Source organism: Micromonospora sp. NPDC005220 (assembly GCF_040607895.1).
GTDB lineage: Bacteria > Actinomycetota > Actinomycetes > Mycobacteriales > Micromonosporaceae > Micromonospora.
The window spans coordinates 1-24,913 of record NZ_JBEXHP010000087.1; the positions used below are offsets into that span (position 1 = coordinate 1).

Here is a 24,913-nt window from a genome sequence, read left to right on the forward strand (position 1 = left end):
AATCCTTTCGTTCCGGAACCCTGGCTCTCTTATTCTCCCCAAACCCTACTCCACCCCACGGGTGGGGGTGGGTGGGTGGGGTGGGGGTGGGGTGGGTTAGGCGCGTTCGGTGCGGGTTGCGGGGTGGCGGTCGGGGTTGGCGGAACGGCGAGGGGTTGGTTGGGACAGGCCGGTGCTGAAGCGGGTCGAATCCGCTGCCAGGTCGGGGTGTTCCACGTCCAGGGCCAGCGCCGCGGCCTCGTCCAGGCCCAACTCGGCACCCTCGCCGTACGCGTCGTCGAAGGCCGCGTCACCCAGCACCGCGCGCAACTCGGCCTGCTGTTCGGCCCAGTAACCGCCGTAGATGCCCGGGGTGGCACGCATGCTCGCCCGAGTGGCCTGCGCGGCCCCGAACAGCCGGGCGGCGGTCAGCCGCTCCCCGCCGATCGCGCAGCGCACCGCGACCGCGTTCAAGGTGTCGCACGCCCGTCCGTGGTAGCCGTGGCCCATCCGGGAACGCAGCGCCACCAGCAGATGCTCGTGCGCGGCGACCACGTCCCCCCGGGCCAGCGCCACCATTCCGAGCAGCATGTCCACCGAACGTCGGCCCCGCTCCACCGGCCGGGACGCCTCCACCGGACGTACCGCGCCCAGCAGCTCCGCCGCCTCTTCCAGGGCGCCCCGCCGCCAGAGCAGCTCAGCCAGGCTGAACACCGCGAACAGCGCCTCGCCGACCACGTCCTGCCCGTGTGCCCAGTCGATGACCTCCCGGCACACCCGCTCGGCCTCGACGAACTGCCCCATGTCCACCAGCGGCGCGGCCCTGCCGGCGAGCACCCGGGCCAGCAGCCCCGCGTCGCCGGCCTGCCGGGCGGCTGCCTCCGCCCGCTGGGAGTAGCGCAGCTCCTCGGCGAACTCACCGTCGGCGCTGGCATGCAGCGAGTGCATGTGGTACGCCGCCGCCAGCTCCGCCTCCGGGATCCGCTCCCCCGTCTCCGCGATCCGCCCGTACAGCCGGAACAGCCACAGCCGCCCCTCCCGGGCCAGGCCCCGCTCCAGCCACCACTGGTCCAGCCCGCCGGCCAGACCGAGACCGGCGCGGGCGCTGCCGCCGGTGGCGCACCACCGCAGCGCGGCGCGCAGCTCCCCGGCCAGTGGGTCGAGGGAGTACAACGACAGCGTCACCGGCCGGCCGTCCTGACCCAGGTGGGCCCGGTTCAACGCGTGTGCCGACCAGGCCACGTGCCGGTCCCGGGCGGCCTGCTCCTCGCCCGCCTCGACCAACCGCCGCGCCGCGTACGCCCGGATCGGGTCGAGCATCCGGTAGGTGCTGCCGGCAGCGCGCGGCTCGGCCAACACCATCGACTTGTCCACGAGGACCGAGAGCGGGTCCAGCGGATCGTCACCCAGCAGCCACTCCACGGTCGCCAGATCCACCGGGCCGGCGAAGACCGCCAGCCACCGCAGCAGGCGGGCGGCCCGGGGGCCGAGCGTCCGGTAGGACCAGGTGACGGTGGCCTGCATGGTCAGATGTCGCTCGGTGGCCGAGCGCTGCACCGCCCGGCTCGCCGGGGTGGGCGGTGACGCGCCGGCCGCCGCCGCGACCAGGTCCACGGTGTCCTGCTGGTTGCCGGACCAGCCCCGCTCCACCGGCGGCGGGTCCGGGTCCTCCCGGCCGGCGTCCAGAGTGCCGAGGACGTCGTCCAGCCGCTCGGCGAGCTGGCCGACGGAGAGCACCCGCAGCCGGGCGGCGGCCAACTCGATGGCGAGCGGCAGGCCGTCAAGCCGCTGCACGACCCGGCGCAGATCGGCGGACTCGGCCGGGTCCGGCTGCCGACCACCACGCGCCGCCGCCGTACGGTCCAGCAACAGCGCCACCGCGTCGCTCTCCGCACCGTCCGCGCGCGGTTCGACCGACAGCGGCGGAATCCGCCACACCACCTCGCCGGGCAGGCCGAACGACTCACGGCTGGTGGCCAGCACCCGCACGCCGCCCCCGCCGGACAGCAGCCGCGCGATCACCTCCGCGCAGGCGGCCGGTTGGGTGTCGCAGGTGTCCAGGACGACCAGCATCCGGCGGCCGGCCGCGTACTCGACAAGGGTGTCCAGCATCGGCCGGCCGGGCTCGGGTCGCAGGCCGAGCACGGCGGCGATGGCGAACGCCACCAGCCCCGGGTCGGTCACCGAGGCGATGTCGACGAACCAGACCCCGTCCGGGTACGCCTCGACAACTCCGCTGGCCAACTCCACCGCGAGCCGGGTCTTGCCCGCGCCACCCGCGCCCAGCACGGTGACCAGTCGGTGCTGTCGCACCAGCAGGCCCAGCTCGATGCGCTCGGCCTGCCGGCCGACGAACGAGGTCACCTGGGTGGGCAGGTTGTGCGCCACCGCGTCGGCGGTGCGGGGGCGGGGGAACTGCCGCTCCAGACCTGGGGCGACCAGTTGGAACAGTCGTTCCCGGTCGTCGAAGCCGCGCAGGCGGTGCAGGCCCAGGTCGAGGAGGGTCGCACCCGGCGGCATCGGCTCGGCGCGACGTGCCGTCGACGCCGTGCAGAGCACCTGCCCGCCGTGCGCGGCGGCGGCCACCCGGGCGGCCCGGTGCACCTCGGGGCTGGCGTACTCGCCGTCGCGCGGCTCGGCATAGCCGGTGTGCAGGCCCATCCGTACCCGGGGCGCGGCTTCGGAGCTGGGCCAGTCGTGGCTGGACAGTGCCCGCTGGGCGGTCAGGCACGCGGTCATCGCCGCTGTCGCGTCCTCGAAGGCGAGGAAGAACGAGTCGCCCTCGGTCAGCAGCTCCGCGCCACCCGTACTGGCCAGCGTGTGGCGCAGCAGCCGTCGATGCTCGGCGAGCACCGGGCGGTAGTCGGGGCCGAGCAGCTGGGCCAGCCGGGTCGAGCCCTCGATATCGGTAAACACGAAGGTCACCCAACCGCTCGGGAGCTGGATCCGTGGCGACATGCGAGGAACCTCCGCCCGTGACGTCGGGTTCATGCTGCCTGAGTCCGAACGATCACACATCGTGAGAACGGCCGGGCACGTGCCGCCTCAACGTGCCACTCGGACCCGATCCCGGCAAGGCCGGCCCACCGGGCGGGCGGCGAACTGGCCCGATCAGCAGCCGCAGGCACCGCCGCAGCAGCCACCAGCGGCGGGTGCCGGGGCAGCACCGGCACCGCCCCGGCCGGTGACCGCGACCGCGGAGAGAAGCTTGACCGTGTCGGCGTGTCCCTGTGGACAGCTGGCCGGTTCACCGGCCGCCGCCATCGAACGGTTGACCTCGAAAGTGTCGCCGCAGGCGCGGCAGCGGAACTCGTACCGGGGCATGCCACCCAGGGTACGTGGATCTGACGGTTGGCGGAGCATGGGTGATACTCGACAGGTGGTGGACGGCGAGGACGACACGCGAGTGCAACCGTTACGACCGGCCGCGCCGCTGGACAGGCCGCTCGAAGGATCGGGGGCCGCGCCCGATCCGGTACGCAAGGTGCCCCGCCCCCGTCGCCCCTGGTTGAGCGGACGTTCCGCGGGTGCGTCGACCACCGCGCCGCCCCCACCAGCGACCGGGCCCGCCGCGAAGGATCTCGCCGGTTCCGGCCCGGATGCGAGCGTCACCGGTACGAAGGTCCCGGCCGAGCCCGCAGCGAGCGCCGCCGCCCAGGCCGAGGCACCCAAGGCAGCGAAAGCCGACGACCTGAAGGCCGAGACCTCCAAGGCCGAGACCGCGAAGACCGAAGGCGCGACGGCCGAGGCCCCCAAACCCGACGCCGCGAAGACCGAAGGCGCGACAGCCGAGGCACCCAAGACCGACGCCGCGAAGGCCGGTGCCGCGGATCCGGCCAAGACCACTGTGGATGAGCTGCCGGTCGTACCGGCGTCCGACCCGGCCCGGCGACGCCGGGTGCAGTTCGCCCACGCGGTACGTCTGCCGCCGCGCCAGGTGGCAGCCTCCGCCGCTCGCGCGACCCGGGCCTGGGCGCGAAAGCCGAGTGGCCGGCTGACCCTGCCCGGTGTCTTCCTGCTGGCGCTGGTGGCCGCGACCGCCGCGGCGGGAGCGCTGCTCGTGCCGGCCGCGATCCGCGCACCGCGCCCGGTCGCGGTCGACGCCCCCGCCGCGCCGAGCGGAGTCGTACCGCCGGCGGTGCCGTCCGGCCTGCCCACCGCCCCGCTGCCCACCGGGCCGCTGCCGACCGTCCCCCTGCCCAGCGGCGGGTTGCCCGGCACCGGGCTGCCGACCGGGCCGGCCGGCGGGCCGGTGATCGGTGGCCGCCCGTCGGACGCCCTGGCCGGCTGGGCGCAGCAGGTCGGCGCCAAGGTCGGCGTCCCCGCGGTCGCCATGCAGGCGTACGGCTACGCCGAGCTGGTGCTCGCCCAGACCAACCGCAGCTGTGCGCTGAGCTGGACCACGCTGGCCGCGATCGGTCAGGTCGAATCGGGACACGGCTCGGCCAACGGCGCGCGGTTGGGGCAGGACGGCAAGGCGCTGCCGAAGATCATCGGACTGCCGCTGGACGGGAAGGACGGTCGGATGCGGATCATCGACACCGACCGTGGGGAACTCGACGGGGACAGCGTTCTGGACCGCGCGATCGGGCCGATGCAGTTCATCCCGACCACCTGGAAAGAGATCGGCGCGGACGCGGACAACGACGGGGTGAAGGACCCGCACGACCTGGACGACGCCGCCCTGGCGGCGGGAAATTACCTCTGCAAGGGCGGCCGGAACCTGAGCATTCCGGGCGACTGGTGGAACGCGATCCTCTCCTACAACGATGTACGGCGGTACGCCCAGGACGTCTACGACACCGCGAACCGGTACGGACGGGCCAGTCGGGCGTGAAGTGATCGTCTCGATACGTTGGAGAACTGGACACTTCCCCCGGGCCTCTGTTAGCGGCAAGCTAGACGGGTGATGGTGCGCGAGTGGGACCCCAGGACCGCGTCGTCCGCCGAGATCGCGTCTCTGTTGGCCACGCTGAACGCGGTCCTGGCGGCTGATCTTCCGCAGGACCCGCCCTGGCGGGAGACTTCGCTGCGGGAATACCTCGCCGAGGTGATGCCCGGCGAGCGGCGGATCTCCTGGATCGCCCAGGCCGAGCCGACCGCCCCGGGCGACCCGGGCGCGGTGCTCGGCCAGGTGCACGTGCTCCTGCTGGGTGACATCGGCGTGCTCGAGGTGCTGGTGCACCCGTCCGCTCGGCGCAGCGGCCTCGGTCGTGACCTGGTGTTGCGTGCCGCGCGCCGGGTCTACCAGGAGGGCTTCCGGTCGATCGGGGTGGAGGTCGTCGGCGACACACCCGCGATCGGGTTCTACGAGTCGCTCGGCTTCACCCGGGAGTACGTGGAGACGCGCAGCGTGCTCGACCTGACCGCGGTGGACTGGGCCGAGCTGGCCGAGATGGCCACCGGCATCGGGGCGGGCTACCAGCTGGAGTTCTTCCCGGGCGGGCCGCCGGACGACCTGATCGAGGCGTACGCGCGGGCCAAGGCCGAGGTGCGCGACGTCGACGACGGTGAGCTGCGCCCCAGCTCCTACGACCCGGAGCGGCTGCGCGACAGCCTCGACACGCTGCACCGGCGGGGCATGAAGCCGTACATCGTGCTCGCCCGGCACGAGCAGAGCGGCGAGGTGGCCGGCCTGACCGAGGTGGTGGTGCCGGCGCAGCATCCGACCCGCGCCGACCAGTACGACACGATCGTCGCGCAGGATCACCGGGGCTACGGCATCGATCGGGCGATCAAGGCCCGGATGCTGCTGGAGCTGCGCTCCGCCGAGCCGGAGCTGATCGAGGTGCAGACCTGGAACGCGCAGGCCAACGAGGCGATGCTGAAGGTCAACGCGGAGTTGGGCTACCGCCCCGACCGGGACTGGTGCGAATACAGCGTCGATGTCGCCGAGCTGGTGCACCGCCTCGACCCACCGCGCTGAGGAATTCACGAAACTGTCCACTTGGGGATGGACGTTGGACAGTCGCGCACCTTAACGTGCGTTGACTCCCACCCACCCATCGTGGAGGCCCTATGCGCCCGCGCCGCTCAATAGCCGCGCTCGCGACCGCCACCGCCGCCGTGACTGTCACGGCGCTCGGCGTCGCACCCACCGCGGCCAGCGCCGCGCCCACCGACCTGTTCATCTCGGAGTACGTCGAGGGTTCGTCGAACAACAAGGCGATCGAGCTGTTCAACGGCACGGGCGCCGCCGTGGACCTGACGGCCGGCGGCTACCAGTTGCAGCTCTACTTCAACGGCTCCACCACGGCCACCACGATCGCCCTGACCGGCAGCGTGGCGGCCGGTGACGCGTTCGTGTTCGCCAGCGCCTCGGCCGGCGCCGCGATCCTCGCCCAGGCCGACCAGACCACCGGGGCGAGCCTCTTCAACGGCGACGACGCGATCGTGCTGCGCCGGGGCACCACCGTGCTCGACTCGATCGGCCAGGTCGGCGTCGACCCGGGCACCGAATGGGGTGCCGGCGTCACCAGCACCGCAGACAACACCCTGCGCCGACTGCCGAACGTGACAGCCGGTGACACCGACCCGGCGGACCCGTTCGATCCCGCGACGCAGTGGGCCGGCTTCCCCGTCGACACGTTCGACGGGCTGGGCGCGCACACCGTGGACGGCGGTGGCCCGGTCGACGTGCCGGCCACGCTGACCTGTGGTGGGCCGTTGGTCACCGCCGCCGGCACGGCCGCCAGCCGGGAGGTGACCGCCGCCGATCCCGACGACACGATCGTCGACCTGACGGTGACCGCGATCAGCCCGACGCCGGCCAGCGGCTCGATCACCCGTACCGCGTTCACCCCGGCCGACGGGGTGGGCGGCACCGCCCGCGCCACGGTCGGCGTGAGCGCGGACCTCGCCGCCGGGGCGTACACCGTCACCCTCACCGCGACCGACGCGGGCGGTGACACCGCGAGTTGCGCGCTGGCCGTGCAGGTGACCCGGGAGCTGACCGTCGGCGAGGTGCAGGGTCCGACCACCGACGCCGAGTCAGGTCAGACCGACCGGTCACCGCTCGCGCCGGCGAGCGGCAACGGCACGAGCAGCACGCTGTACGACGTACGCGGCGTGATCACCCAGTTGACCCTGGCCCGTACCTCGGCCGGGGCAGAGCAGCACGGGTTCTTCCTGCAGAGCCGCGTTGGCGACACCGACGGGGACCCGACCAGCTCCGACGGCATCTTCGTGTTCATGGGTGCGTTCACCACGCTGGTCGGCGGTTACCTGCCAACGGTCGGCGACGAGGTCGTCCTGCGGGCCCGGGTGTCGGAGTACTACAACTTCACCCAACTCTCCGGCGCGTCGCTGGTCCGGCGGATCGGCGGCGGGCTGGACGTGGACACCGCGGTCGCGGTGACCGACGCGGTGCCGCCGGCCGTGCTGACCGACGCGCAGCGCTTCTGGGAGCGGCACGAGGGCTCCCGGATGCGGGTACGCGCGGGCAGCGGCGCGGTGAGCGGCCGGGACGTCTTCTCCTCCACCGCCGACGCGGAGTTGTGGGTGGTCGACCGCGACGACCCGCTGCTGGACCGCGCCGACCCGTACTCCCGACGGGTCTTCCGTGATTCGCACCCGCTGGACAACGACCCGACCCGCCGCTTCGACGACGGCAACGGCCAGCGGACGCTGCTCGGCAGCATGGGCGTGAAGGCCACCGCCGGGGACAGCGCCGCGCTGCTCCCGCCGGCGCACACCTTCGACACGCTGCGGGCGGACGCGGTGGGCGGGGTCTACTACTCGTTCGAGAAGTACGGCGTGCAGGTCGAGCGGGCCGAGTTCGACGCCGGGGCCGACCCGTCCAAGAACAACCCGCCCAAGCCGGCCGACCGTTCCCAGGAGGTCGCGGTCGCGACCTACAACGTGGAGAACCTGTACGACTACCGCGACGACCCGTTCGACGGCTGCGACTTCGCCGGTAACACCGGCTGCGTGGGCGTCAACCCGCCGTTCGACTACGTCCCGGGCAGCGAGGCGGAGTACCGGGAGCAGTTGGCCGCCCTCGCCGACCAGATCGTCAAGGACCTGCACGCACCGGACCTGATCCTGGTGCAGGAGGCCGAGGACCAGGACATCTGCACGGTCTCCGGGGCCACCCTGAGCTGCGGTGACACCAACAACGCCGATGGCGCTCCGGACAGCATCCAGGAGTTGGCGCTCACGGTGGCGGCGGCCGGTGGCCCCGCGTACGCCGCTGCTTATGACCGGACCGGCGCGGACGCCCGCGGTATCACCGCCGCCTTCCTGTACCGCACGGATCGGGTGTCGCTGGCGGCCGCGACGGCGAACGACCCGCTGTTGGGCTCGGCACCGACCGTTCAGTACCGGGCTCCGGGGTTGCCGGCCAACGCCGACGTGCAGAACCCGAAGGCCCTCAACGCGGTGTTGCCGGCGGATGTGGACACCTCGACCGGTCGGGACGGGAACAACGTCTTCACCCGTGCTCCGCAGCTGGGGAAGTTCAGCGTGGCCGCGGCCCCGGGCTCGACCGAACGGTTCACCCTGTACGCGCTCAGCAACCACTACTCCTCCGGCCCGGACGGCCGGGTCGGGCAGCGGCGGGAGCAGGCGCGCTACGGCGCGGCGATCGTCACCGCGATCGAGGCGGCCGACCAGACCGCCCGGGTGGTCTACGGCGGGGACCTGAACGTCTTCCCCCGCCCGGACGATCCGTTGCCCTTTGGGGACCAGGGGCTCAGCGCCACCGGCGCGCAGCCGACGCCGTCGGATCAGCTCGCCCCGCTCTACGAGGCGGGCCTGCACAACCTGTGGGACAACCTCGTCGCGGACGTGCCGGCCTCGGCCTACTCGTACAGTTTCGAGGGGCAGGCGCAGACTCTCGACCACCTGTTCGTCAACGACGCGTTCTACGGCGACCTGGTGCAGGTGCGGGCGGCGCACATCAACGCCGACTGGCCGGCGGAGTTCGCCGGTGACGGGTCACGGGGGTCCAGTGACCATGACCCGCAGGTGGCCCGGTTCCGGTCCAGGGCGTCGTTGACCGTGGCCGACGCTGCGGTGGCCGAGGGCGACCAGGGCACTCGGCAACTCACCTTCAGCGCCACCGTGTCCCGGCCGCTGTCCCAGTCGGTGCTGCTCTGCGCCGCGACCGTCGGCGTCACGGCGCAGGCAGGATCGGACTTCGACGCGTACGCCGGTTGCAAGGTGTTGGCCGCCGGGCAGACGTCGGTGGCCTTCCCGGTGACCGTGCGCGGTGACCGCAGGCGGGAGGCGGACGAGAAGCTGACGCTGCTGGTGGCCGGGGTGCCCGGGCTGCGGCTGGCCGATCCACTCGCCACCGGAACGATCACCAACGACGACTGATCGCGGAACGTGGTCGACGACGGCCCGCCGGCCCCGAGGGGGTTCGGCGGGCCGTCGTCCATCCTGCGTCAGCGGTAGCGCCAGAGCTGAGGCGGCGGTGGGTCGCCGCGGTGCCTGGCTACCCGCACCTCCCATTGGCTGCGCCGACGCATCGCGTCCCGGACCTCCCGGTTGCGGTAGAACGTCTCGGGCGGCCGGGCCAGCCCGTAGATGTCCGCCCACCACTCCCCCGGCTCGGGGTCGAGGATGGTGTCCAGGTGCGACGGGTAGCGGCGCCCCGCACCGTCGCGGGTGTCTTCCCAGTCCCGCATGGGCCTGAGCACCCGGCCGAACTCGTCGACGACGGCCAGCCGACATCCGACGGCTCCGACGATCCGGCGGAGCAGTTCAATGCTCGGAACAGTCCGACCGGCCTCGATGCGGCCAACGGTTGCGTGGTGCACCCCCGCCCACCGGGCCAGCTCACGTTGGCTCAGGTCGGCGTGCCGACGGACCGCCCGGACGATGCCAACGACCGGCCATGGGGTGTCGGAGGGCTCGCTGAGTATGACTTTCCGCTGCGCGATGCTGGGGCTCGGGCCGTCGGGGGTCCAACTGTCGGCGCTGGATGCTCCTGGATGCGGGGGTGTCGGTGAGTCGTCCATGCTGCCACCGTCCCGGCTCGCTCCGTTCCTCGCAGTCCCGTTTGGCGGGCCTGTGGACAACGGAGGGACCTGTGGAAAACCGGCGTCCGTCCCCGGGCGAAGGCGCCTCCCGTGCGGCAACCGCGACCGACAGCGCCTGAGCAGCACACCTCGCCGCCAGAGAGCAGGGGGCACTCCCGAAAAATTCCCCCTTTGCTCTGCACCCCAATAGGCACCGGTCGCGGACCGTAGCCGTCGCACCCGCGGGTGCAGAGCAAAGGCTGGCGCGGAAATGTCGCGGCCCGCCGGCTCGCTGGCCCGCTGGCTCGCTGGCCCGCGCCCGCCGGGGATGGCCGGACCCAGCCGTCGCATAGGTGGGTGCAGAGCAAAGGCTCACGCGAAGGCATCGCGGCCAGGGCTGGCTGACCCGGCGATGCGCCGGCCGGGGTCAACCCCGCGTTGAAGCCGCGTCATCTGATGTGACTGGCTTCGTCTGCCGCTCCACGCGGCCGGTGCACGGGAGCCGCCGGTTGGCTCAGTAGCGCTGGCGGAGCAGGCGAGCGGCCTCGACGGCCCAGTAGGTGAGGATGATCTGCGCGCCGGCCCGCTTGATCGAGGTCAGCGTCTCCAGCATCACCCGCTCCCGGTCGATCCAGCCGTTCGCGGCGGCCGCCTCGACCATCGCGTACTCGCCGGAGACCTGGTAGGCGGCGACCGGGACGTCCACCGCGGCCCGGACCGCCGACACCACGTCGAGGTAGGGCAGCGCCGGCTTGACCATCACCATGTCGGCGCCCTCGGCGACGTCGAGCGCGACCTCGCGCAGCGACTCACGCAGGTTGGCCGGGTCCTGCTGGTAGGTGCGCCGGTCGCCCTCCAGCGCCGACTCCACCGCCTCCCGGAACGGGCCGTAGAAGGCGGAGGCGTACTTCACGGCGTACGCCAGCACGGCGACGTCCTGGTAACCGGCGGCGTCGAGCGCCCGGCGTACCACGCCGACCTGGCCGTCCATCATCCCGGACGGCCCGACCATGCCGACCCCGGCGGCGGCCTGGGCCACCGCCATCTCGGCGTACGCGGCCAGGGTGGAGTCGTTGTCGACCTCGCCGTCGGGGGTGAGCAGCCCACAGTGCCCATGCGAGGTGAACTCGTCCAGGCACAGGTCGCTCATCACCACCGTGGCATCGCCCACCTCGGCCACCACGTCGCGGATGGCGACGTTCAGGATGCCGTTCGGGTCGATGCCGCCGGAGCCGGTCGGGTCGCGCTGCTCCGGCACGCCGAAGAGCATGATCCCGCCGACACCGGCCTGGACCGCCTCGGCCGCCGCCTTGCGCAGCGAGTCCCGGGAGTGCTGGAGCACCCCCGGGAGCGACCCGATGGCGCGGGGCTCGGTGAGCCCCTCCTTGACGAACATCGGCACGACCAGCTCGGCCGGGTCGACCCGGGTCTCTGACACCAGCCGGCGGATCGCCGGGTTGCGGCGCAGCCGGCGGGGCCGGATCTCGGGGTACGACATGGCAGGCCCTCCTCGAACGACTACCGGAAGCGCAGGGCGGTCGGGCCCTGCACCTTCGAGCCACGGCGCTGCTTGGCCGGCATGGCGGCCAGCTTCTCACGCAGCTCGACGGCGTAGGCGGCGAGCGCCTCCACCAGGTCGGGCACCGAGGCGTGCTGCGGCTGGACATCGACCCGCAGGCCGAACTCCGTCGCGGTCTCCGCCGTCTTGGGCCCAATGACCGCAACAACGGTCCGGGCGTGCGGCTTCCCGGCGATGCCGACCAGGTTGCGCACGGTGGAGGACGAGGTGAAGAGCACCGCGTCGAACCCGCCCGACTTGATCGCGTCGCGGATCTCGGCGGGCGGCGGCGCGGCCCGCACCGTCCGGTACGCGGTCACGTCGTCGACCTCCCAGCCGCGCTCGGTGAGCCCGGCGGCGAGCGTCTCGGTGGCGATGTCGGCGCGCGGCAGCAGCACCCGGCCCACCGGGTCGAGGATCTCGTCGTGCGGCGAGAACTCGGCCAGCAGCCCTTCGGAAGACTGCTCCCCGGCGGGGATCAGCTCCGGCTGGATGCCGAACGCGCGGACCGCGTCCGCCGTGGCCTCACCGATGCAGGCGATCTTGACGCCGCCGAAGTGCCGGGCGTCGAGGCCGTGCTCGGCGAACTTCTCCCAGACCGCGCGGACCGCGTTCACCGACGTGAAGATCACCCAGGCGTACCGGCCGTCGACCAGGCCCTTGACGGCCCGCTCCATCTGCGCCGGGGTGCGCGGCGGCTCGACCGCGATGGTCGGCACCTCGCACGGGATCGCCCCGTACGCGCGCAGTCGGGCGCTCATCGCCCCGGCCTGCTCCTTGGTCCGGGGTACCAGCACCTTCCAGCCGTACAGCGGACGGTTCTCCCACCAGCTCAGCTTGTCGCGCTGCCCCACGCCGACACCGACGGTGAGCACCACCCGGCCGGTGAAGCCGAGCGCGGCGGCCACGAAGCTGTCCACGGTCGACGTGGTCGTGTACTGGGTCTCGCCGGTGCCGTCGCCGGTCACCCCGACGCCGGTGGTGCCGTCGACCCCGGCGGCGAGCAGCCCGTCCCGGACGGCGGCGAGGTCACCGGCGTCCACGGCGAGCGCGAGCGAACCCCGGCCGACGGCCGTGGCCAGCGCCTCGAAGTCCAGTGCGCTGACGTCCTCGACGTCGGCGGCGGTACGCACACCCGGCAGCGGAACCCCGGCGTAGGTGGCCACACCCTCGGCCTGGCCGACGCCGGGCACCACCTCGAAGTGGGCGGCGGTGCGGGCCACCGCCTGCACCTCCTTGACCACCGAGTCGTGCCCGAACGGGTCGCCGGCGACCAGGTGCACCGCGTTCAGCCCGGAGCGGGCCGCGGAGATCAGCACCTTCGCCACGTCCCCCGGCGCGCCCTCGGCCGGGGTGAACTCGGCATCGTCCCTGGCCTCGGCGCGCACGACGGCGAGCAACGACTCCGGGACTCCCCGGTCGTAGATCACCTGGTCGGCGTCGACCAGGGCGTCGTGGGCCCGACGGGTCAGCAGGCCGGGGTCGCCGGGGCCAGCCCCGACGAACGCGATACGGCCGACGGGCTTACGGGTGCGGGTCATTCTGTGCTCCCAAATTGCTGGGTCCCCGGGCCGGTGTGTCCTTCGTGGCCGAGGATCGAGTCGGCGCCGAGGTCGAGGAGTTCGGCGGCGAGTGCCTTACCGATCTCCGCCGCGTCGGCGGGCGTTCCGGTGCGGGACAGCCGGAGGTCACGAGTACCGTCCGGGCTGATCACCGCCCCGCGCAGGTAGATCTCATCGCCGGTCTCGCCTTCGGCGAGCTCGGCATAGGCGGCGACGGGTGCGCTGCACCCGGCCTCCAGGGTTGCCAGAAAGGCGCGTTCCGCGGTGACCGCGGCACGCGACGGTGCGTGGTCGAGCACCGCGAGCAGCTCGACCAGGTACTGATCGTCGACCCGGCACTCCACGGCCAGCGCACCCTGAGCGGGCGCGGGCAGCATCAGCATCGGGTCGAGCGTCTCGGTGATCGCGTCGGTCCGACCGATCCGGGCCAGTCCGGCCCGGGCCAGCACGACAGCGTCGAAGTCGGCCTCGGGGCCGAGCACCCGCGCCAGGCGGGTGTCGATGTTGCCGCGGATCGGGGTGACCTCCAGCTGCAGGCCGAGGGCGTGCAGCTGGGCGATCCGGCGCAGCGCGCCGGTGCCCACGGTAGCTCCGGGCGGCAGCTCGGCGAGCGTCCGGCCGTCGCGGGCCACCAACGCGTCGCGCGGGTCCTGCCGGGCCGGCACCGCCGCGATGTGCAGCCCACCGGCGGCAGCCGTGGGCAGATCCTTGTACGAGTGCACCGCAAAGTCGATCGTTCCGGCGGTCAGCGCGTCGCGCAGGGCGGAGACGAACACCCCGACGCCCAGCCGGTGCACCGGAGCGCTGGAGCGGTCGCCCGCGGTGACCACCTCGACCAGCTCGACCGGGCGGCCGGTGGCGGCGGTCAGCGCCTCGGCGACCTGGCCGGACTGGGCCATCGCCAGGGCGCTGCCCCGGGTGCCGAGGCGCAGGGGGGCGGTCATCGCGCACCTCCGGTGGGTGGGGTCGGTTCGGCGGCGTCGGCTCCGGACACCGGGTCGGTGCCGGGGAGCGCCAGGCCGAGGTCGGGGGTCAGCACGTCCGGGACGGTGTCGACCGGTGAGGTCTGCGGCACCTCAAGGTCGAACAGTTCGCGCAGCAGTGCCGCGTACTGGTCGCCGCCGGGCTCGGCGGCCAACTGGCGGACCTTGACGGTGGGCTGGTGCAGCAGCCGCTGCACCACCCGGTGCACCGTGCGGGCCACCTCGGCCCGCAGGTCGTCGCCGAGGTCGGGGCGACGCTGGGCGAGCCGGCGCAGCTCGGCGGTGACCACGTCGTCGGCCCGGCCGCGCAGCGCGGCCACGGTGGGTGCCACGTCGGCGCCGCGCAGCCAGGTGAGGAAGCCCTCCACCTCGCCGAGCACGATGCGTTCGACGGCTGCGGCGTCGGCAGCCGCCGGACCGTCGGCGAGCAGCGTCGCCATCCGGTCGATGTCGATCACCTCGACGCCGGGAAGCTCGGCGACGCCCTCCTCGACGTCGCGCGGGACGGCCAGGTCGAGCAGGACCAGCGGGCCTCGGGCCGGGTCGCGTTCGGCCAGCGCCGCGGTGACCACCGACCGGGTGAGGACCGGTTCGGTGGACGCGGTGGCGGCCACTACGATGTCCACTGTGGAGAGGGTGTCGGCCAGCTCGGTCATCGGCGCGGCGCTCGCCCCGTACGACTCGGCGAGCCGGACGGCCCGGTCGGCGCCCCGGTTGCTGACGATGAGCGGCCCGGCGCCCAGCCGGGACAGCGTGGCCACCCCGAGCGAACCCATCGCGCCGGCGCCGACCACCAGGGCCGGGCGGCCGACGAGGTCACCGTCGAGGTGCCCGGCGGCCAGCTCCAGCGCGGCGGTGACGACGCTCTGGCCGGCCCGGTCGATGCCGGTCTCGGCGTGGGCCCGCTTGCCGACCCGCAACGCCTGCTGCATCAGCTCGTGCAGCAGCCGGCCGGCCGAGTCGGCGCCGGTGGCCCAGTGGTACGCGTCACGCAGCTGGCCGAGGATCTGCGCCTCGCCCACCACCATCGAGTCCAGGCCGGAGGCGACCCGGAAGACGTGGTCCACGGCAGCGGTGTCGTAGTGCACGTACAGGTTGCTGGCGAGCGCCGCCGGGGTGCTGCCGGCCTGCTCGGCCAGCACCGCGCAGACGTCACCGAGCCCACCGTGGAAACCGGACACGGCGGCGTAGACCTCCACCCGGTTGCAGGTGGAGACGATCACCGCCTCGGTCACGTACGGCTGGGCGACCAGGCGGTCGAGTGTGCGGGTCAGGTCGGCGGGGGGCACGGCCAGCTGCTCCAGCGTGGCGACCGGGGCGGTCCGGTAGGACGCGCCGACGACAAGCAGTTTCACGTGCCGATCGCCTCCTGGGTGTCGGTGGCCGCGAACCCGCCCGGCAGGGCGGTGAGAGCGGACCCGCCGGTGGCGGGCAGCGCGGTCAGCGACGCCTTGCGGTGCTCGTGGAAGGACAGAATTTGCAGCTCGATGGCGAGGTCGACCTTGCGCACGTCGACCCCCTCCGGAACCGAGAGTACGCACGGCGCGAAGTTGAGGATGCTCGTCACGCCGACGGCGACCAGCTGGTCGGCTACCTGTTGGGCGGCGGCGGCCGGGGTGGCGATCACGCCGATCGCGAGGGATTCCTCGGCGGCGACCGTCGGCAGGTCGTCGACATGCCTGACTACCAGGCCGTTGATCTCCTCACCGACCCGGGAGGGATCGGCGTCGAGCAGTGCGGCGATCCGGAAGCCCCGGCTGGCGAAGCCGTCGTAGCCGGCCAGAGCGTGACCGAGATTACCCACGCCGACCAGGGCGACCGCCCGGCGTTGAGTGAGCCCGAGCACATACTCGATCTGCTCGATCAGCAGCGCGACGTCGTAGCCGACGCCCCGGGTGCCGTACGAGCCGAGGTGTGAGAGGTCCTTGCGGAGCTTGGCGGAGTTGACTCCGGCGGCGGCCGAGAGACCCTCGCTGGAGATCGTCTCGTGTCCGGCGTCGGCGAGGTTGTGCAGCGCGCGCAGGTACTCCGGAAGCCGAGCGACGGTCGCCTCGGGCAGGTCCGGGAGCGCCGGTACGGCACCGGCGCGGCCGGGCGCGCCTGGGTGACGGTGCTGCTGACTCATGAGACTCCGTGCGGTGCGATCCTCGGCCAACTCCGCTGGTCGGCCGTTTGTGGACTCCCGCTGGCGACCGAGGTTGCCGGCTGTGCTAGCAGGGCGCGTCGGAGTCACAGCGTAGGCGCTTGTGAAGACGTGCACAAATCGCGATCTTGCCGCTGCGTGGCGCGACCTCACCAGCACCTCCATTCCACAAGATCGATTGAACGCCCAGGTCCACCCGCGGTCCCGGGCGATTATTGCTCAATCCCGACTTCTCTGACCAATCCCGCGCCGGGGCCTGGCCGGGTCGTGCCGGCGGTGGTAGGGGCAGCACTACGGAGGAGAGGCGGGGTTTCGGGATGGGGACACCGAGCCCAGCTGCCTAGCCTTTGGGTATGACCGCCGTTGCCGCCACCAGCGACCGACCGACGCTGGCACCGAGCATCCCCCGCCAACTCTTCGTCGACTCCGGGTACGTGGTGCTCGGCCTGCCCCTGGCGCTGGCCAGCTTCGTCGTCCTCGTCGTCGGCCTCGCGGTCGGCATCGGCCTGGTGGTCACGGTGATCGGTCTGCCGATCCTCAGCGGCACCCTGTACGCCGCCCGCGGGCTGGCCGACGTCGAGCGGCTGCGGCTGCCTGCGGTGCTCCATCAACCCCGGATCCGGCCGCACTACCGGCTGCCCGAGGCGGGCGCGAACGTCTGGCGGCGGATCTTCGTGCCGATGCGGGACGCCCAGTCCTGGCTCGACCTGGCCCACGGCATCCTGCGGTTGATCGCGGCGGTGGGCACCTTCGTGCTGACGGTGGCCTGGTGGGCCGCGGCGGTCACCGGCTCGCTCTACTGGGCCTACGACTGGGCCCTGCCCCGGGCCGAGGGCGAGGGTGACCAGGACCTGGCCCAGCTGCTCGGTCTGGGCGACTCGACCACCGCCCGGATCGGCCTGTACACCGCGCTCGGGGTGTTCTTCCTGATCACCCTGCCGATCGTGGTGCGGGGCTGCGCACTGCTCCAGGCCAGCTTCGCCAAGGCCATGCTGACCGGGGTGGCCGAGATGCGCGACCGGATCACCGTGCTGGAGGAGCAGAAGCGGGCCGCGGTGTCCGCCGAGGCGTCCGCGCTACGCCGGTTGGAACGGGACATCCACGACGGCCCCCAGCAGCGCCTGGTCCGGCTGGCGATGGACCTCAGCCGCGCCCGGATGCAGCTCGCCTCGGACCCGCAGGCCGCCGGCCGCACCATCGACGAGGCGGTCACCCAGACCCGGGACACGCTGGCCGAGCTGCGGGCGCTGTCCCGGGGCATCGCGCCGCCGATCCTGGTCGACCGGGGCCTGCCCAGCGCCCTGGCCGCGATCGCCGGCCGCGGGCTGATCCCGATCGAGCTCCAGGTGGACCCGCAGCTCGGCACCCCGGCCGGGCGGCTCGACCCGGCGGTGGAGAACACCGCGTACTTCGTGGTGTCCGAGGCGTTGACCAACGTCGCCAAGCACAGCCGGGCCACCGAGGCCACCGTGGCCGTGGCCCGGCAGGGCACCCACCTACAGGTACGGGTGGGCGACGACGGGCAGGGCGGCGCGCACCTGGCGAAGGGGCACGGGCTGGCCGGCATCGCCGACCGGGTCCGGGCCGCCGGTGGCGAACTGCTGGTGGTCAGCCCGACCGGCGGCCCGACCGAGATCCGCGCCGAGCTGCCGCTATGAGCGATCCGGCATCGCGCCGAGCCGGTACGACGGGCCGGACGTGGTAGACAACACAGCCATGCGCATCGTGATCGCCGACGACGCCGTCCTGCTCCGGGAGGGGCTGGTCCGGCTGCTGACCGAGAGCGGGCACCAGGTGGTGGCCGCCGTCGGGGACGGGGACGCCCTGGTCGAGGCGGTGGTCGAGCACCGGCCCGACGTGTCGATCGTCGACGTCCGGATGCCGCCGTCGCACACCGACGAGGGGTTGCGGGCCGCGGTGGAGGCCCGCCGGCTGGTGCCGCGTACCCCGATCCTGGTGCTCTCCCAGTACGTCGAGGTCTCGTACGCCGATGATCTGCTCGCCACCACCGGCGGCGCCGGCGGCGGGATCGGCTACCTGCTCAAGGACCGGGTGGCCGCGATCGACGAGTTCCTGGACGCGCTGCGCCGGGTGGCGGGCGGCGGCACGGTGCTCGACCCGGAGGTGGTCGGTCAGCTCTTCGCCCGACGCCGCCGGGACGACCCGCTGCGCGAGCTGACCCCCCGGGAGCGCGAGGTGCTCGCCCTGATGGCCGAGGGGCGCTCGAACACCGCCATCGCGCGCGCCCTGGTGGTCAGCGACGGCGCGGTGGAGAAGCACGTGCGCAACATCTTCACCAAGCTCACCCTGCCGCCGGACACCGAACAGCACCGGCGGGTGCTGGCCGTCCTCACCTACCTGCGGAACTGACCTCCCGGGCCAGGGTCACCGCCTCGATGAGGGTGTCGGCGACCGGGTGACCGGAGGCGCGCAGCCGGGCCGGGTCGGTGAAGCCGCCGGTGTAGAGCACGGCACGGCCGCCCACCTCGAGCGCCGCGTCCGCGTCGTCGATGGAGTCGCCGATCAGCACCACAGAGCTGCCGTCCACGCTCAGCTCGGCCAGGTGCAGCTGGAGCGGTTCGGCCTTGCGGCCGCCGCCGACCGTGGCCCGCAGCCCGTCGACGCGGGCGAAGTGGCTGGTCAACCCGTACGTGTGCACGGTCGGGACCAGCTCCTCGTGGAACCACATGGACAGCAGACTCTGGCTGCCCGGCCAGGCGGCCATCGCGGCGCGGGCGTCGTCGGCCAGCTCACAGGTGGTCAACCCGGTGCGGTACGCGTCGTGGAAGATCTTGTCCAGTCGGCCGAACTCGTCGTCGTTCACGGCCTGCCCGAGCACCTCGGCGTAGTACTCGGCGATCGGCCTGCGGAACCGCACCCGGTGCTCGTCCAGGGTGACCGTCGGCCCGCCCAGGCTCGCGAACACGACGTTGGTGGCGGACACCACCAGACTGAGGTCGTTGAGCAGGGTGCCGTTCCAGTCCCAGACCAGGTGTGGGTGCGCAGAGGTCATCAGAGCACCATAGGCACTCCTCAGAGCTGCGGCGTGGTCAGGTCCCGCAGCAGCCGGTCCTCCTCCACCCGCCAGTAGCCGTGCTCCTTGCCGTCGAGCATCACCACCGGCAGCCGGTCCCCGTACTCCCGCTCCAGCCCCTCGTCGTCGGTGACGTCCCACTCGACCCACTTGTCGCCGGTGACCGCCACCACCCGGTCGAGTGCCGCCTTGGCGTCGTCGCACAGGTGACAGCCGGGTCGGGTGATCAGGGCGAGGCGGGCGTCAGTGACCATTGGTTACCTCCGTGCGGTCGGTCGGCGTCGCCGACCGGAGCTGGGTCTTGCGTACCTTGCCGATCGCCGAGTGCGGCAGGGCGTCGACGAACTCGACGGCGGTCGGGCACTTGAACCGGGCCAGGTTCCGTGCGCAGTGGGCGAGCAGCTCCTCGCTGGTCACCGGTCGGCCCTGCACCGGCACCACGTACGCCCGCACAGTCTCGCCGGTCCTCGGGTGCGGCACACCCAGTACCGCCGACTCGACCACCGCGGGGTGCCCGGCGAGCACCAGCTCGACCTCGTGCGGATAGACGTTGAACCCGTTGACCAGGATCAACTCGCCGAGCCGGTCGACCAGGAAGAGGTCGCCGTCCTCGTCGGCGTACGCGATGTCACCGGTGCCCCACCATCCGTCGGCGTCCGGGCCGCCCCGACCGTCGGGCCAGTAGCCGGTGAAGAGGTTGGGGCCGCACGCGACGATCTGCCCCGGGTCGGTGCCCGGCGCCACGTCGGAGATGTCCAGCTCGTCCGGGTCGTCGTCGGGGACGGCCAGCCCGTCGCGCCACAGGTCCACTCCGTCGGCGCCGACCAGGCGTAACCGCACACCGGGCAGCGGGCGGCCGATCGAACCCGGCTTGGCCACCCCGCCGACCAGGGTGGAGGTGAGCACCGGCGCGGTCTCGGTGAGGCCGTACCCGATGTGCACCTGATGCCCGGTGACCTCCGTGAAGCGCGCCGCGACCGCGGGTTCGAGCGGCGCCGCGCCGCAGACCGCCACCCGCACCGACGCGGTGGCCGCGCGGGCCGTGGCGGCACCGGCCCAGGTCAGGAACATCGACGGTACGCCGACCAGCACGCTGACCCGGTGCCGGGCGATCTCGTCCAGCCCGGCCGTCGGGCCCGGCTCGTCGAGCAGCACGCCGGTCGCGCCGTGGTGCACGACCGCGCCGAGCCCCGAGTTGAGCCCGTACGCGTGGAACAGCGGCAACGCGAGGAGCACGGTGTCCGTCGGCCCGACCACCGGCGGCTCGATCTCCGCGACCTGTTCGTGGTTGGCGAGCAGCGCCTGGTGCGAGAGCATCGCTCCCTTGGGTCGCCCCTCGGTGCCGGAGGTGTAGAGCAGTACGGCCAGGTCGGCGCCGCCTCGTCGAGGGCGGGGCGCCGGTCCGGGCGCCTCGGCGGTCGGTGGCGTGCCGTACCGGGCGGTGAGCGCGGGCAGCTCGGCGGCCACATCGGCGACCAGAGCCCGAACGCGGTCGGTGGCGATGAGCACCGACGCGCCGGAGTCGGCCAGCACGTGCCGTAGCTCCGGAGCGGTGAAGCCGGGGTTGACCGGCACGGTGATCAGCCCGGCGCGGAGGGCGCCGAGCCAGGCGATCACGAAGTCCGGCGTGTTGGGCAGTGCGATGGCGATGCGTGGCGGCGTACCGCCGGGTTCGGTGGGTGGCGCGGCGGCGGACAGGCCGCGGGCGGCGGCGTCCACTGCAGCGTCCAGTTCGGACCAGCTCAGGGTCTGCTCACGCCAGTGCAGCGCGGGCCGGTCGGCGCGGTCGAGAGCCGCCCGGCGGACCCGGTCGGCGAGGTTCGGCGCGATGCTTTCCGAGGCGTCCTGCACGGTGATCGAGTCTGGCACAGCGGACGGCGACGAGCCACGCCCCAACGGCCAGCTTCACGCCCGGGAGACGGCAGCGCCACAGTCCCATGTACGGGACTGTCCGGTGTGCCACCGGCGATCCGATCAGGTCCGGGCGATGGGACGTGCGACGCCGGCCACGGGCAGTTCGGCCGCACCGTCCGACCGGCCGGAGCGCCGGGCCAGCCGAATGGCTGTACGCCTCCGACCTGGGCATCCATCCAGGAACACCGGGTCGGCGGAAAGTCAATCGCACACGACGGACAACCGGTCCGCCGCCGGTGCGACAGAGCGGGAAATACTTCCGCCTTGTGTAACGGACTTGCCACGCGCGGGTGACGTTGGCCCTATCATCACTCGGGTCGGGTCACCCCATTTGCCGTGAGTCGACACCCCTCAGCCCGAGGAGGCCCCCGTGCCTGTGAGCGCATTGGACCCGCACCTCCAGGGGAATTGCCGCCAGTCGGCAACCCCCGCGACCGTCCTGCCCGACCGGTCACCCGGTCGGTCCGCCCCGACGAGACCCAGACCGGCCCGCCCGGCGACCGACGGGACGGGGGCAACACGGTGACCACCTTTGGTTACGCGGAACGCCCGGTCGGCCTGACCGGTCAGCCGGCCCGCTCCCACGTCAACGAGCGGCCAGCAGCCCGTGCCCCACTGGACGAGCAGCACGGCGGCGGGCGGAGTGACGGTGCGGCGCAGCGGATCCGCAGCCGGCCACACCACAACGAGCCACCGCCGCGGCCCGCGGTGCCCGGCGGAAACGCGAAGCCGGCCGGCGGCCGGGTCGCCGTACCGCCCCGACCCACCATGCCCGTGCAGGGGCGTCGGGTGAGCGACACACCGGCGGTCACCACCGACCCGGCGGCGGGTGAGACAGCGGTGATCCCGGCGGTGCCGGCCACCATCGCCACCCCGCCGCCCGGTTTCCCGAGCCGCCCGGACCCGTCCGACCCGGCAACCGAGGTCTGGACGCTGATCGAGCGGGCCCAGGCCGGCGAGTCCGAGGCGTTCGGTCTGATCTACGACCGGTACGTGGACACCGTCTTCCGGTTCGTCTACTTCCGGGTCGGCAACCGGCAACTCGCCGAGGATCTCACCTCGGACACCTTCCTACGCGCGCTCAAGCGGATCGGCAGCTTCACCTGGCAGGGCCGAGACCTCGGCGCCTGGTTGGTGACGATCGCCCGCAACCTGGTCGCGGACCACTTCAAGTCGGGCCGGTACCGGCTGGAGGTCACCACCGGCGACGTGCTCGACGCCGACCGGGAGGACCGAGGCCCGGAGGGCAGCCCGGAGGCGGCGGTGGTGGAGCACATCACCAACGTCGCGCTCCTCACCGCCGTGAAGCAGCTCAACCCGGAGCAGCACGAGTGCATCGTGCTGCGCTTCCTCCAGGGCTTCTCGGTCGCCGAGACGGCCCGCGCGATGGGCAAGAACGAGGGGGCCATCAAGGCCCTCCAGTACCGTGCCGTCCGCGCCCTGGCCCGGCTCCTGCCCGACGGCTTCCAGCCGTAGGTTGTTACGACAGGATCGACGTACGTCGATCAACGCCCGCGCAGCTCAGAGTCGGTGCCGCTTGGTGATGACCATCACTTTCTGTAATTTCCGCTCCGCCGGGCCCGTAACCCGTGCCCGGCCCGCCGCGTTTCTCCGGGTGCGACCGGTGGATGTCCCGGCAGGCCCGGGTCACCGAGGTCCGACCGGCATGCCGGCGGCACCTCACCTCCGTGGTGCCACACTGCCGCCCGGTCGCTGGCAACGACGGCGGCCGACCGGCCGTGACCAGCGAGAGGAGGTGCCTGCGGTGGACAACACCCTCTTCTCCCGCCGGCGCGCGGAGCGCTTCGCGCAGCTTCTCGACGAAGCCAACGGCGCTCGGCGGCACCACGTGCGATCCCGGGTGGACGGTCAACTCGCGCCGCTCGTCGCAGTGGGTCAGCGGCTCAGCGTCGACCCCCCGGCTGTCGAGGTGGACCAGGAATTCCGCACCGGCCTGCGGGCGATGCTGCTCGCCACCGCCGAGCGGGAAGGGCTGGGCAGCACACCGGCGGCGGTCAGCGAACCGGCCGCGACGACCACCCGGGGGCGGCTACTGCCGGCGGTCACCGCCCGGCGGGCCCGAGCCCGGGGCGCGATCCTGGTCGGCATCGCCGCCGGTGCCATCGCCGTCTCCGGAATCTCCGCCGCCAGCGAGAACGCGGTGCCCGGTGACGCGCTGTACGGCATGAAGCGCTCCACCGAACGGGCCCAGCTCGCCCTGGCCAGCTCGGACATCAGCCGAGGCCAACTCTTCCTGGACTTCGCCCGGACCAGAGTTGGCGAAGCCGCCAAGCTGCGCGGTGACCGGATCGGCTACAGCGCGGTCCTCGACGACATGGACGCCGACAGCCGGCAGGGAGTCCGCCTGCTCACCTCGGCCGCGGTGCAACGGGCCGAGCCGGGCAGCCTGGACACCCTGAACACCTTCGTGTCGAGTCAGCGCCGGGCCGTACGCGGCCTGCTCGACGGGAGCACCCGCGTCGACCGGGACCGGACCCACCGGTCGCTGCTGCTGCTGGACAGCATCCGGGAACGCTCGGACGACCTGCGCGCCGCGATCGTCTGCGGCCAGCCGGCACCGACCGCCAGCGACGCCCTCGGCCCGGCCCCGAGCGCCTGCCCCGGGGCTCGCTGACCCGCGCCCCTATACCGCACGTCCGACCGGCCGCGCCACAGTTCGCTGTGTGCTCGGCCGGTCGCCCGTCTGCGGCGGATACCCTCGCCAGGGAGCATCCGTCGTACCGGTGAGGAGGGGAATCGCGTGGCGCGTAGCCGTAAGGTGACGGTCAGCACCGACGCCGAGGGGCACACCGCGGGCTGGGCGGAGACCGACCTGGTCACGGTCAGCGCACCCGATTCGACCGCCGCGGCGTTCTTCGACGTGGACAACACGATGATGCAGGGCGCATCGATCTACTGGTTCGCCCGTGGGCTCGCCTCCCGAAACTACGTGACCACCGCTGATTTGGCCCGATTCGCCTGGCAGCAGCTCCGCTTCCGGCTGCTGGCCCGGGAACACGCCGGCGACATGTCGCTGGCCAAGGAGGCGGCGCTGGCGTTCGTCCGGGGCTGGCGGGTCAACGAGGTCGAGCACCTCGCCGAGGAGATCTTCGACGAGCTGATGGCCCCCCGGATCTGGGCCGGCACCCACCAGCTCGCTCAGCGTCACCTGGACGACGGTCAGCGGGTCTGGCTGGTCAGCGCCGCCCCCGTCGAGATCGGCCGGGTCATCGCCGCCCGGCTCGGCCTGACCGGCGCCATCGGCACGGTGGCCGAGGTGGTGGACGGGGCGTACACCGGGCGGTTGATGGGTGACCTGATGCACGGGCCGGCCAAGGCCGAGGCGGTCACCCAGCTCGCCGCCGTGGAAGGGCTCGACCTGGCCCGCTGCGCGGCCTACAGCGACTCGGCGAACGACCTGCCGCTGCTCCGCATGGTGGGCCGGGCGGTGGCCGTCAACCCGGACGGCATGCTGCTGCGGCAGGCCCGCCAGCACGGCTGGGAGGTGCGGGACTTCCGCACCGGCCGGCGAGCGGTCAAGATCGCCGTACCGTCGACCGCGGCGGCCGGGCTGGTCGCCGGCGCGGTCACCGCCGGCCTGGCCCTACAGCGCCGCCGCCGCGCCGGCTGAGACGTCCGCTCGGGGCCACCGCAGGCCGGCCAGGGGCTTCGACACACGCCCTAGTAGTGCTTTGTTAGGTTCGGTGGCGTTTGTTGCGGTGTAGCGGTTTCACGGGTTGGTGGCAGGTGATGCAGGCGCCGGTCCAGGTCGCGA

Annotated in this window: 19 protein-coding genes; 8 read left to right on the top strand and 11 right to left on the bottom strand. The window is 72.9% G+C overall.

Going from position 1 to position 24,913, the window contains the following annotated elements; translation table 11 throughout:
- Positions 1-96 precede the first annotated feature (96 nt).
- Positions 97-2,937: an adenylate/guanylate cyclase domain-containing protein gene (locus ABZU52_RS24775; RefSeq protein WP_354973368.1), complete on the bottom strand. Its 2,841-nt coding sequence runs from the start codon at positions 2,935-2,937 to the stop codon at positions 97-99.
- Between the two features lie 153 nt (positions 2,938-3,090).
- Complete coding sequence (locus ABZU52_RS24780) at positions 3,091-3,303, bottom strand: zinc ribbon domain-containing protein (protein ID WP_354973369.1); 213 nt, start codon at positions 3,301-3,303, stop codon at positions 3,091-3,093.
- A 55-nt stretch (positions 3,304-3,358) separates the two neighbouring features.
- Between ABZU52_RS24780 and ABZU52_RS24785 the strand changes: the two genes are divergently transcribed.
- The 3 genes from ABZU52_RS24785 to ABZU52_RS24795 all read left to right on the top strand — a co-directional run bounded on the left by ABZU52_RS24785 (position 3,359) and on the right by ABZU52_RS24795 (position 9,300).
- Positions 3,359-4,816: a lytic murein transglycosylase gene (locus ABZU52_RS24785; RefSeq protein WP_354973384.1), complete on the top strand. Its 1,458-nt coding sequence runs from the start codon at positions 3,359-3,361 to the stop codon at positions 4,814-4,816.
- 72 nt (positions 4,817-4,888) lie between these two features.
- The gene (locus ABZU52_RS24790; RefSeq protein ID WP_354973385.1) at positions 4,889-5,905 is read left to right on the top strand and encodes a GNAT family N-acetyltransferase; all 1,017 of its coding nucleotides are present in this window, start codon (positions 4,889-4,891) and stop codon (positions 5,903-5,905) included.
- A gap of 92 nt (positions 5,906-5,997) precedes the next feature.
- A complete protein-coding gene (locus ABZU52_RS24795; protein ID WP_354973370.1) occupies positions 5,998-9,300 on the top strand; it encodes a lamin tail domain-containing protein in 3,303 nt (1,100 codons plus the stop codon).
- Positions 9,301-9,368: 68 nt separating this feature from the next.
- Here ABZU52_RS24795 and ABZU52_RS24800 read toward each other — a convergent pair whose 3' ends face one another.
- The 6 genes from ABZU52_RS24800 to ABZU52_RS24825 form a co-directional block, all read right to left on the bottom strand.
- Positions 9,369-9,944 (bottom strand): helix-turn-helix transcriptional regulator, encoded by a 576-nt coding sequence (locus tag ABZU52_RS24800; RefSeq protein ID WP_354973371.1) that lies wholly within the window; start codon positions 9,942-9,944, stop codon positions 9,369-9,371.
- A 514-nt stretch (positions 9,945-10,458) separates the two neighbouring features.
- Positions 10,459-11,442, bottom strand: a complete 984-nt coding sequence (gene hemB / locus ABZU52_RS24805) for a porphobilinogen synthase (RefSeq protein WP_354973372.1) — start codon at positions 11,440-11,442, stop codon at positions 10,459-10,461.
- A gap of 20 nt (positions 11,443-11,462) precedes the next feature.
- Positions 11,463-13,043, bottom strand: a complete 1,581-nt coding sequence (locus ABZU52_RS24810; RefSeq protein ID WP_354973373.1) for a uroporphyrinogen-III synthase — start codon at positions 13,041-13,043, stop codon at positions 11,463-11,465.
- Positions 13,040-14,008, bottom strand: coding sequence for a hydroxymethylbilane synthase (hemC, locus tag ABZU52_RS24815; RefSeq protein WP_354973374.1), 969 nt, complete (start codon positions 14,006-14,008; stop codon positions 13,040-13,042). The genes ABZU52_RS24810 and hemC overlap by 4 nt, the downstream gene beginning before the upstream one ends.
- On the bottom strand, positions 14,005-15,402 hold the full coding sequence (locus tag ABZU52_RS24820; RefSeq protein ID WP_354973375.1) for a glutamyl-tRNA reductase: 1,398 nt from the start codon (positions 15,400-15,402) through the stop codon (positions 14,005-14,007). The genes hemC and ABZU52_RS24820 overlap by 4 nt, the downstream gene beginning before the upstream one ends.
- A complete protein-coding gene (locus ABZU52_RS24825; protein WP_354973376.1) occupies positions 15,399-16,172 on the bottom strand; it encodes a redox-sensing transcriptional repressor Rex in 774 nt (257 codons plus the stop codon). The genes ABZU52_RS24820 and ABZU52_RS24825 overlap by 4 nt, the downstream gene beginning before the upstream one ends.
- 371 nt (positions 16,173-16,543) lie before the next feature.
- On the opposite strand from ABZU52_RS24825, the gene ABZU52_RS24830 reads away from it, so the two are divergent.
- Positions 16,544-17,848: a sensor histidine kinase gene (locus ABZU52_RS24830; RefSeq protein WP_354973377.1), complete on the top strand. Its 1,305-nt coding sequence runs from the start codon at positions 16,544-16,546 to the stop codon at positions 17,846-17,848.
- Between the two features lie 58 nt (positions 17,849-17,906).
- The gene (locus ABZU52_RS24835) at positions 17,907-18,560 is read left to right on the top strand and encodes a response regulator transcription factor (protein WP_030329744.1); all 654 of its coding nucleotides are present in this window, start codon (positions 17,907-17,909) and stop codon (positions 18,558-18,560) included.
- On the opposite strand, the gene ABZU52_RS24840 is transcribed toward ABZU52_RS24835, so the two are convergent.
- Genes ABZU52_RS24840 through ABZU52_RS24850 form a run of 3 tightly spaced genes read right to left on the bottom strand, consistent with a single transcriptional unit; the run spans position 18,541 to position 21,075 of the window.
- The gene (locus tag ABZU52_RS24840) at positions 18,541-19,203 is read right to left on the bottom strand and encodes an HAD hydrolase-like protein (RefSeq protein WP_354973378.1); all 663 of its coding nucleotides are present in this window, start codon (positions 19,201-19,203) and stop codon (positions 18,541-18,543) included. The genes ABZU52_RS24835 and ABZU52_RS24840 overlap by 20 nt on opposite strands.
- A 20-nt stretch (positions 19,204-19,223) precedes the next feature.
- A complete protein-coding gene (locus ABZU52_RS24845) occupies positions 19,224-19,478 on the bottom strand; it encodes a glutaredoxin family protein (protein WP_354973379.1) in 255 nt (84 codons plus the stop codon).
- The gene (locus tag ABZU52_RS24850; protein WP_354973380.1) at positions 19,468-21,075 is read right to left on the bottom strand and encodes an AMP-binding protein; all 1,608 of its coding nucleotides are present in this window, start codon (positions 21,073-21,075) and stop codon (positions 19,468-19,470) included. The genes ABZU52_RS24845 and ABZU52_RS24850 overlap by 11 nt, the downstream gene beginning before the upstream one ends.
- A gap of 585 nt (positions 21,076-21,660) precedes the next feature.
- On the opposite strand from ABZU52_RS24850, the gene ABZU52_RS24855 reads away from it, so the two are divergent.
- The 3 genes from ABZU52_RS24855 (at position 21,661) to ABZU52_RS24865 (ending at position 24,769) form a co-directional block, all read left to right on the top strand.
- Positions 21,661-22,614, top strand: coding sequence for a sigma-70 family RNA polymerase sigma factor (locus ABZU52_RS24855; protein WP_354973381.1), 954 nt, complete (start codon positions 21,661-21,663; stop codon positions 22,612-22,614).
- A gap of 289 nt (positions 22,615-22,903) precedes the next feature.
- Positions 22,904-23,773: a DUF5667 domain-containing protein gene (locus tag ABZU52_RS24860; protein WP_354973382.1), complete on the top strand. Its 870-nt coding sequence runs from the start codon at positions 22,904-22,906 to the stop codon at positions 23,771-23,773.
- Between the two features lie 126 nt (positions 23,774-23,899).
- The gene (locus tag ABZU52_RS24865) at positions 23,900-24,769 is read left to right on the top strand and encodes an HAD-IB family hydrolase (protein ID WP_354973383.1); all 870 of its coding nucleotides are present in this window, start codon (positions 23,900-23,902) and stop codon (positions 24,767-24,769) included.
- Positions 24,770-24,913: the final 144 nt, after the last annotated feature.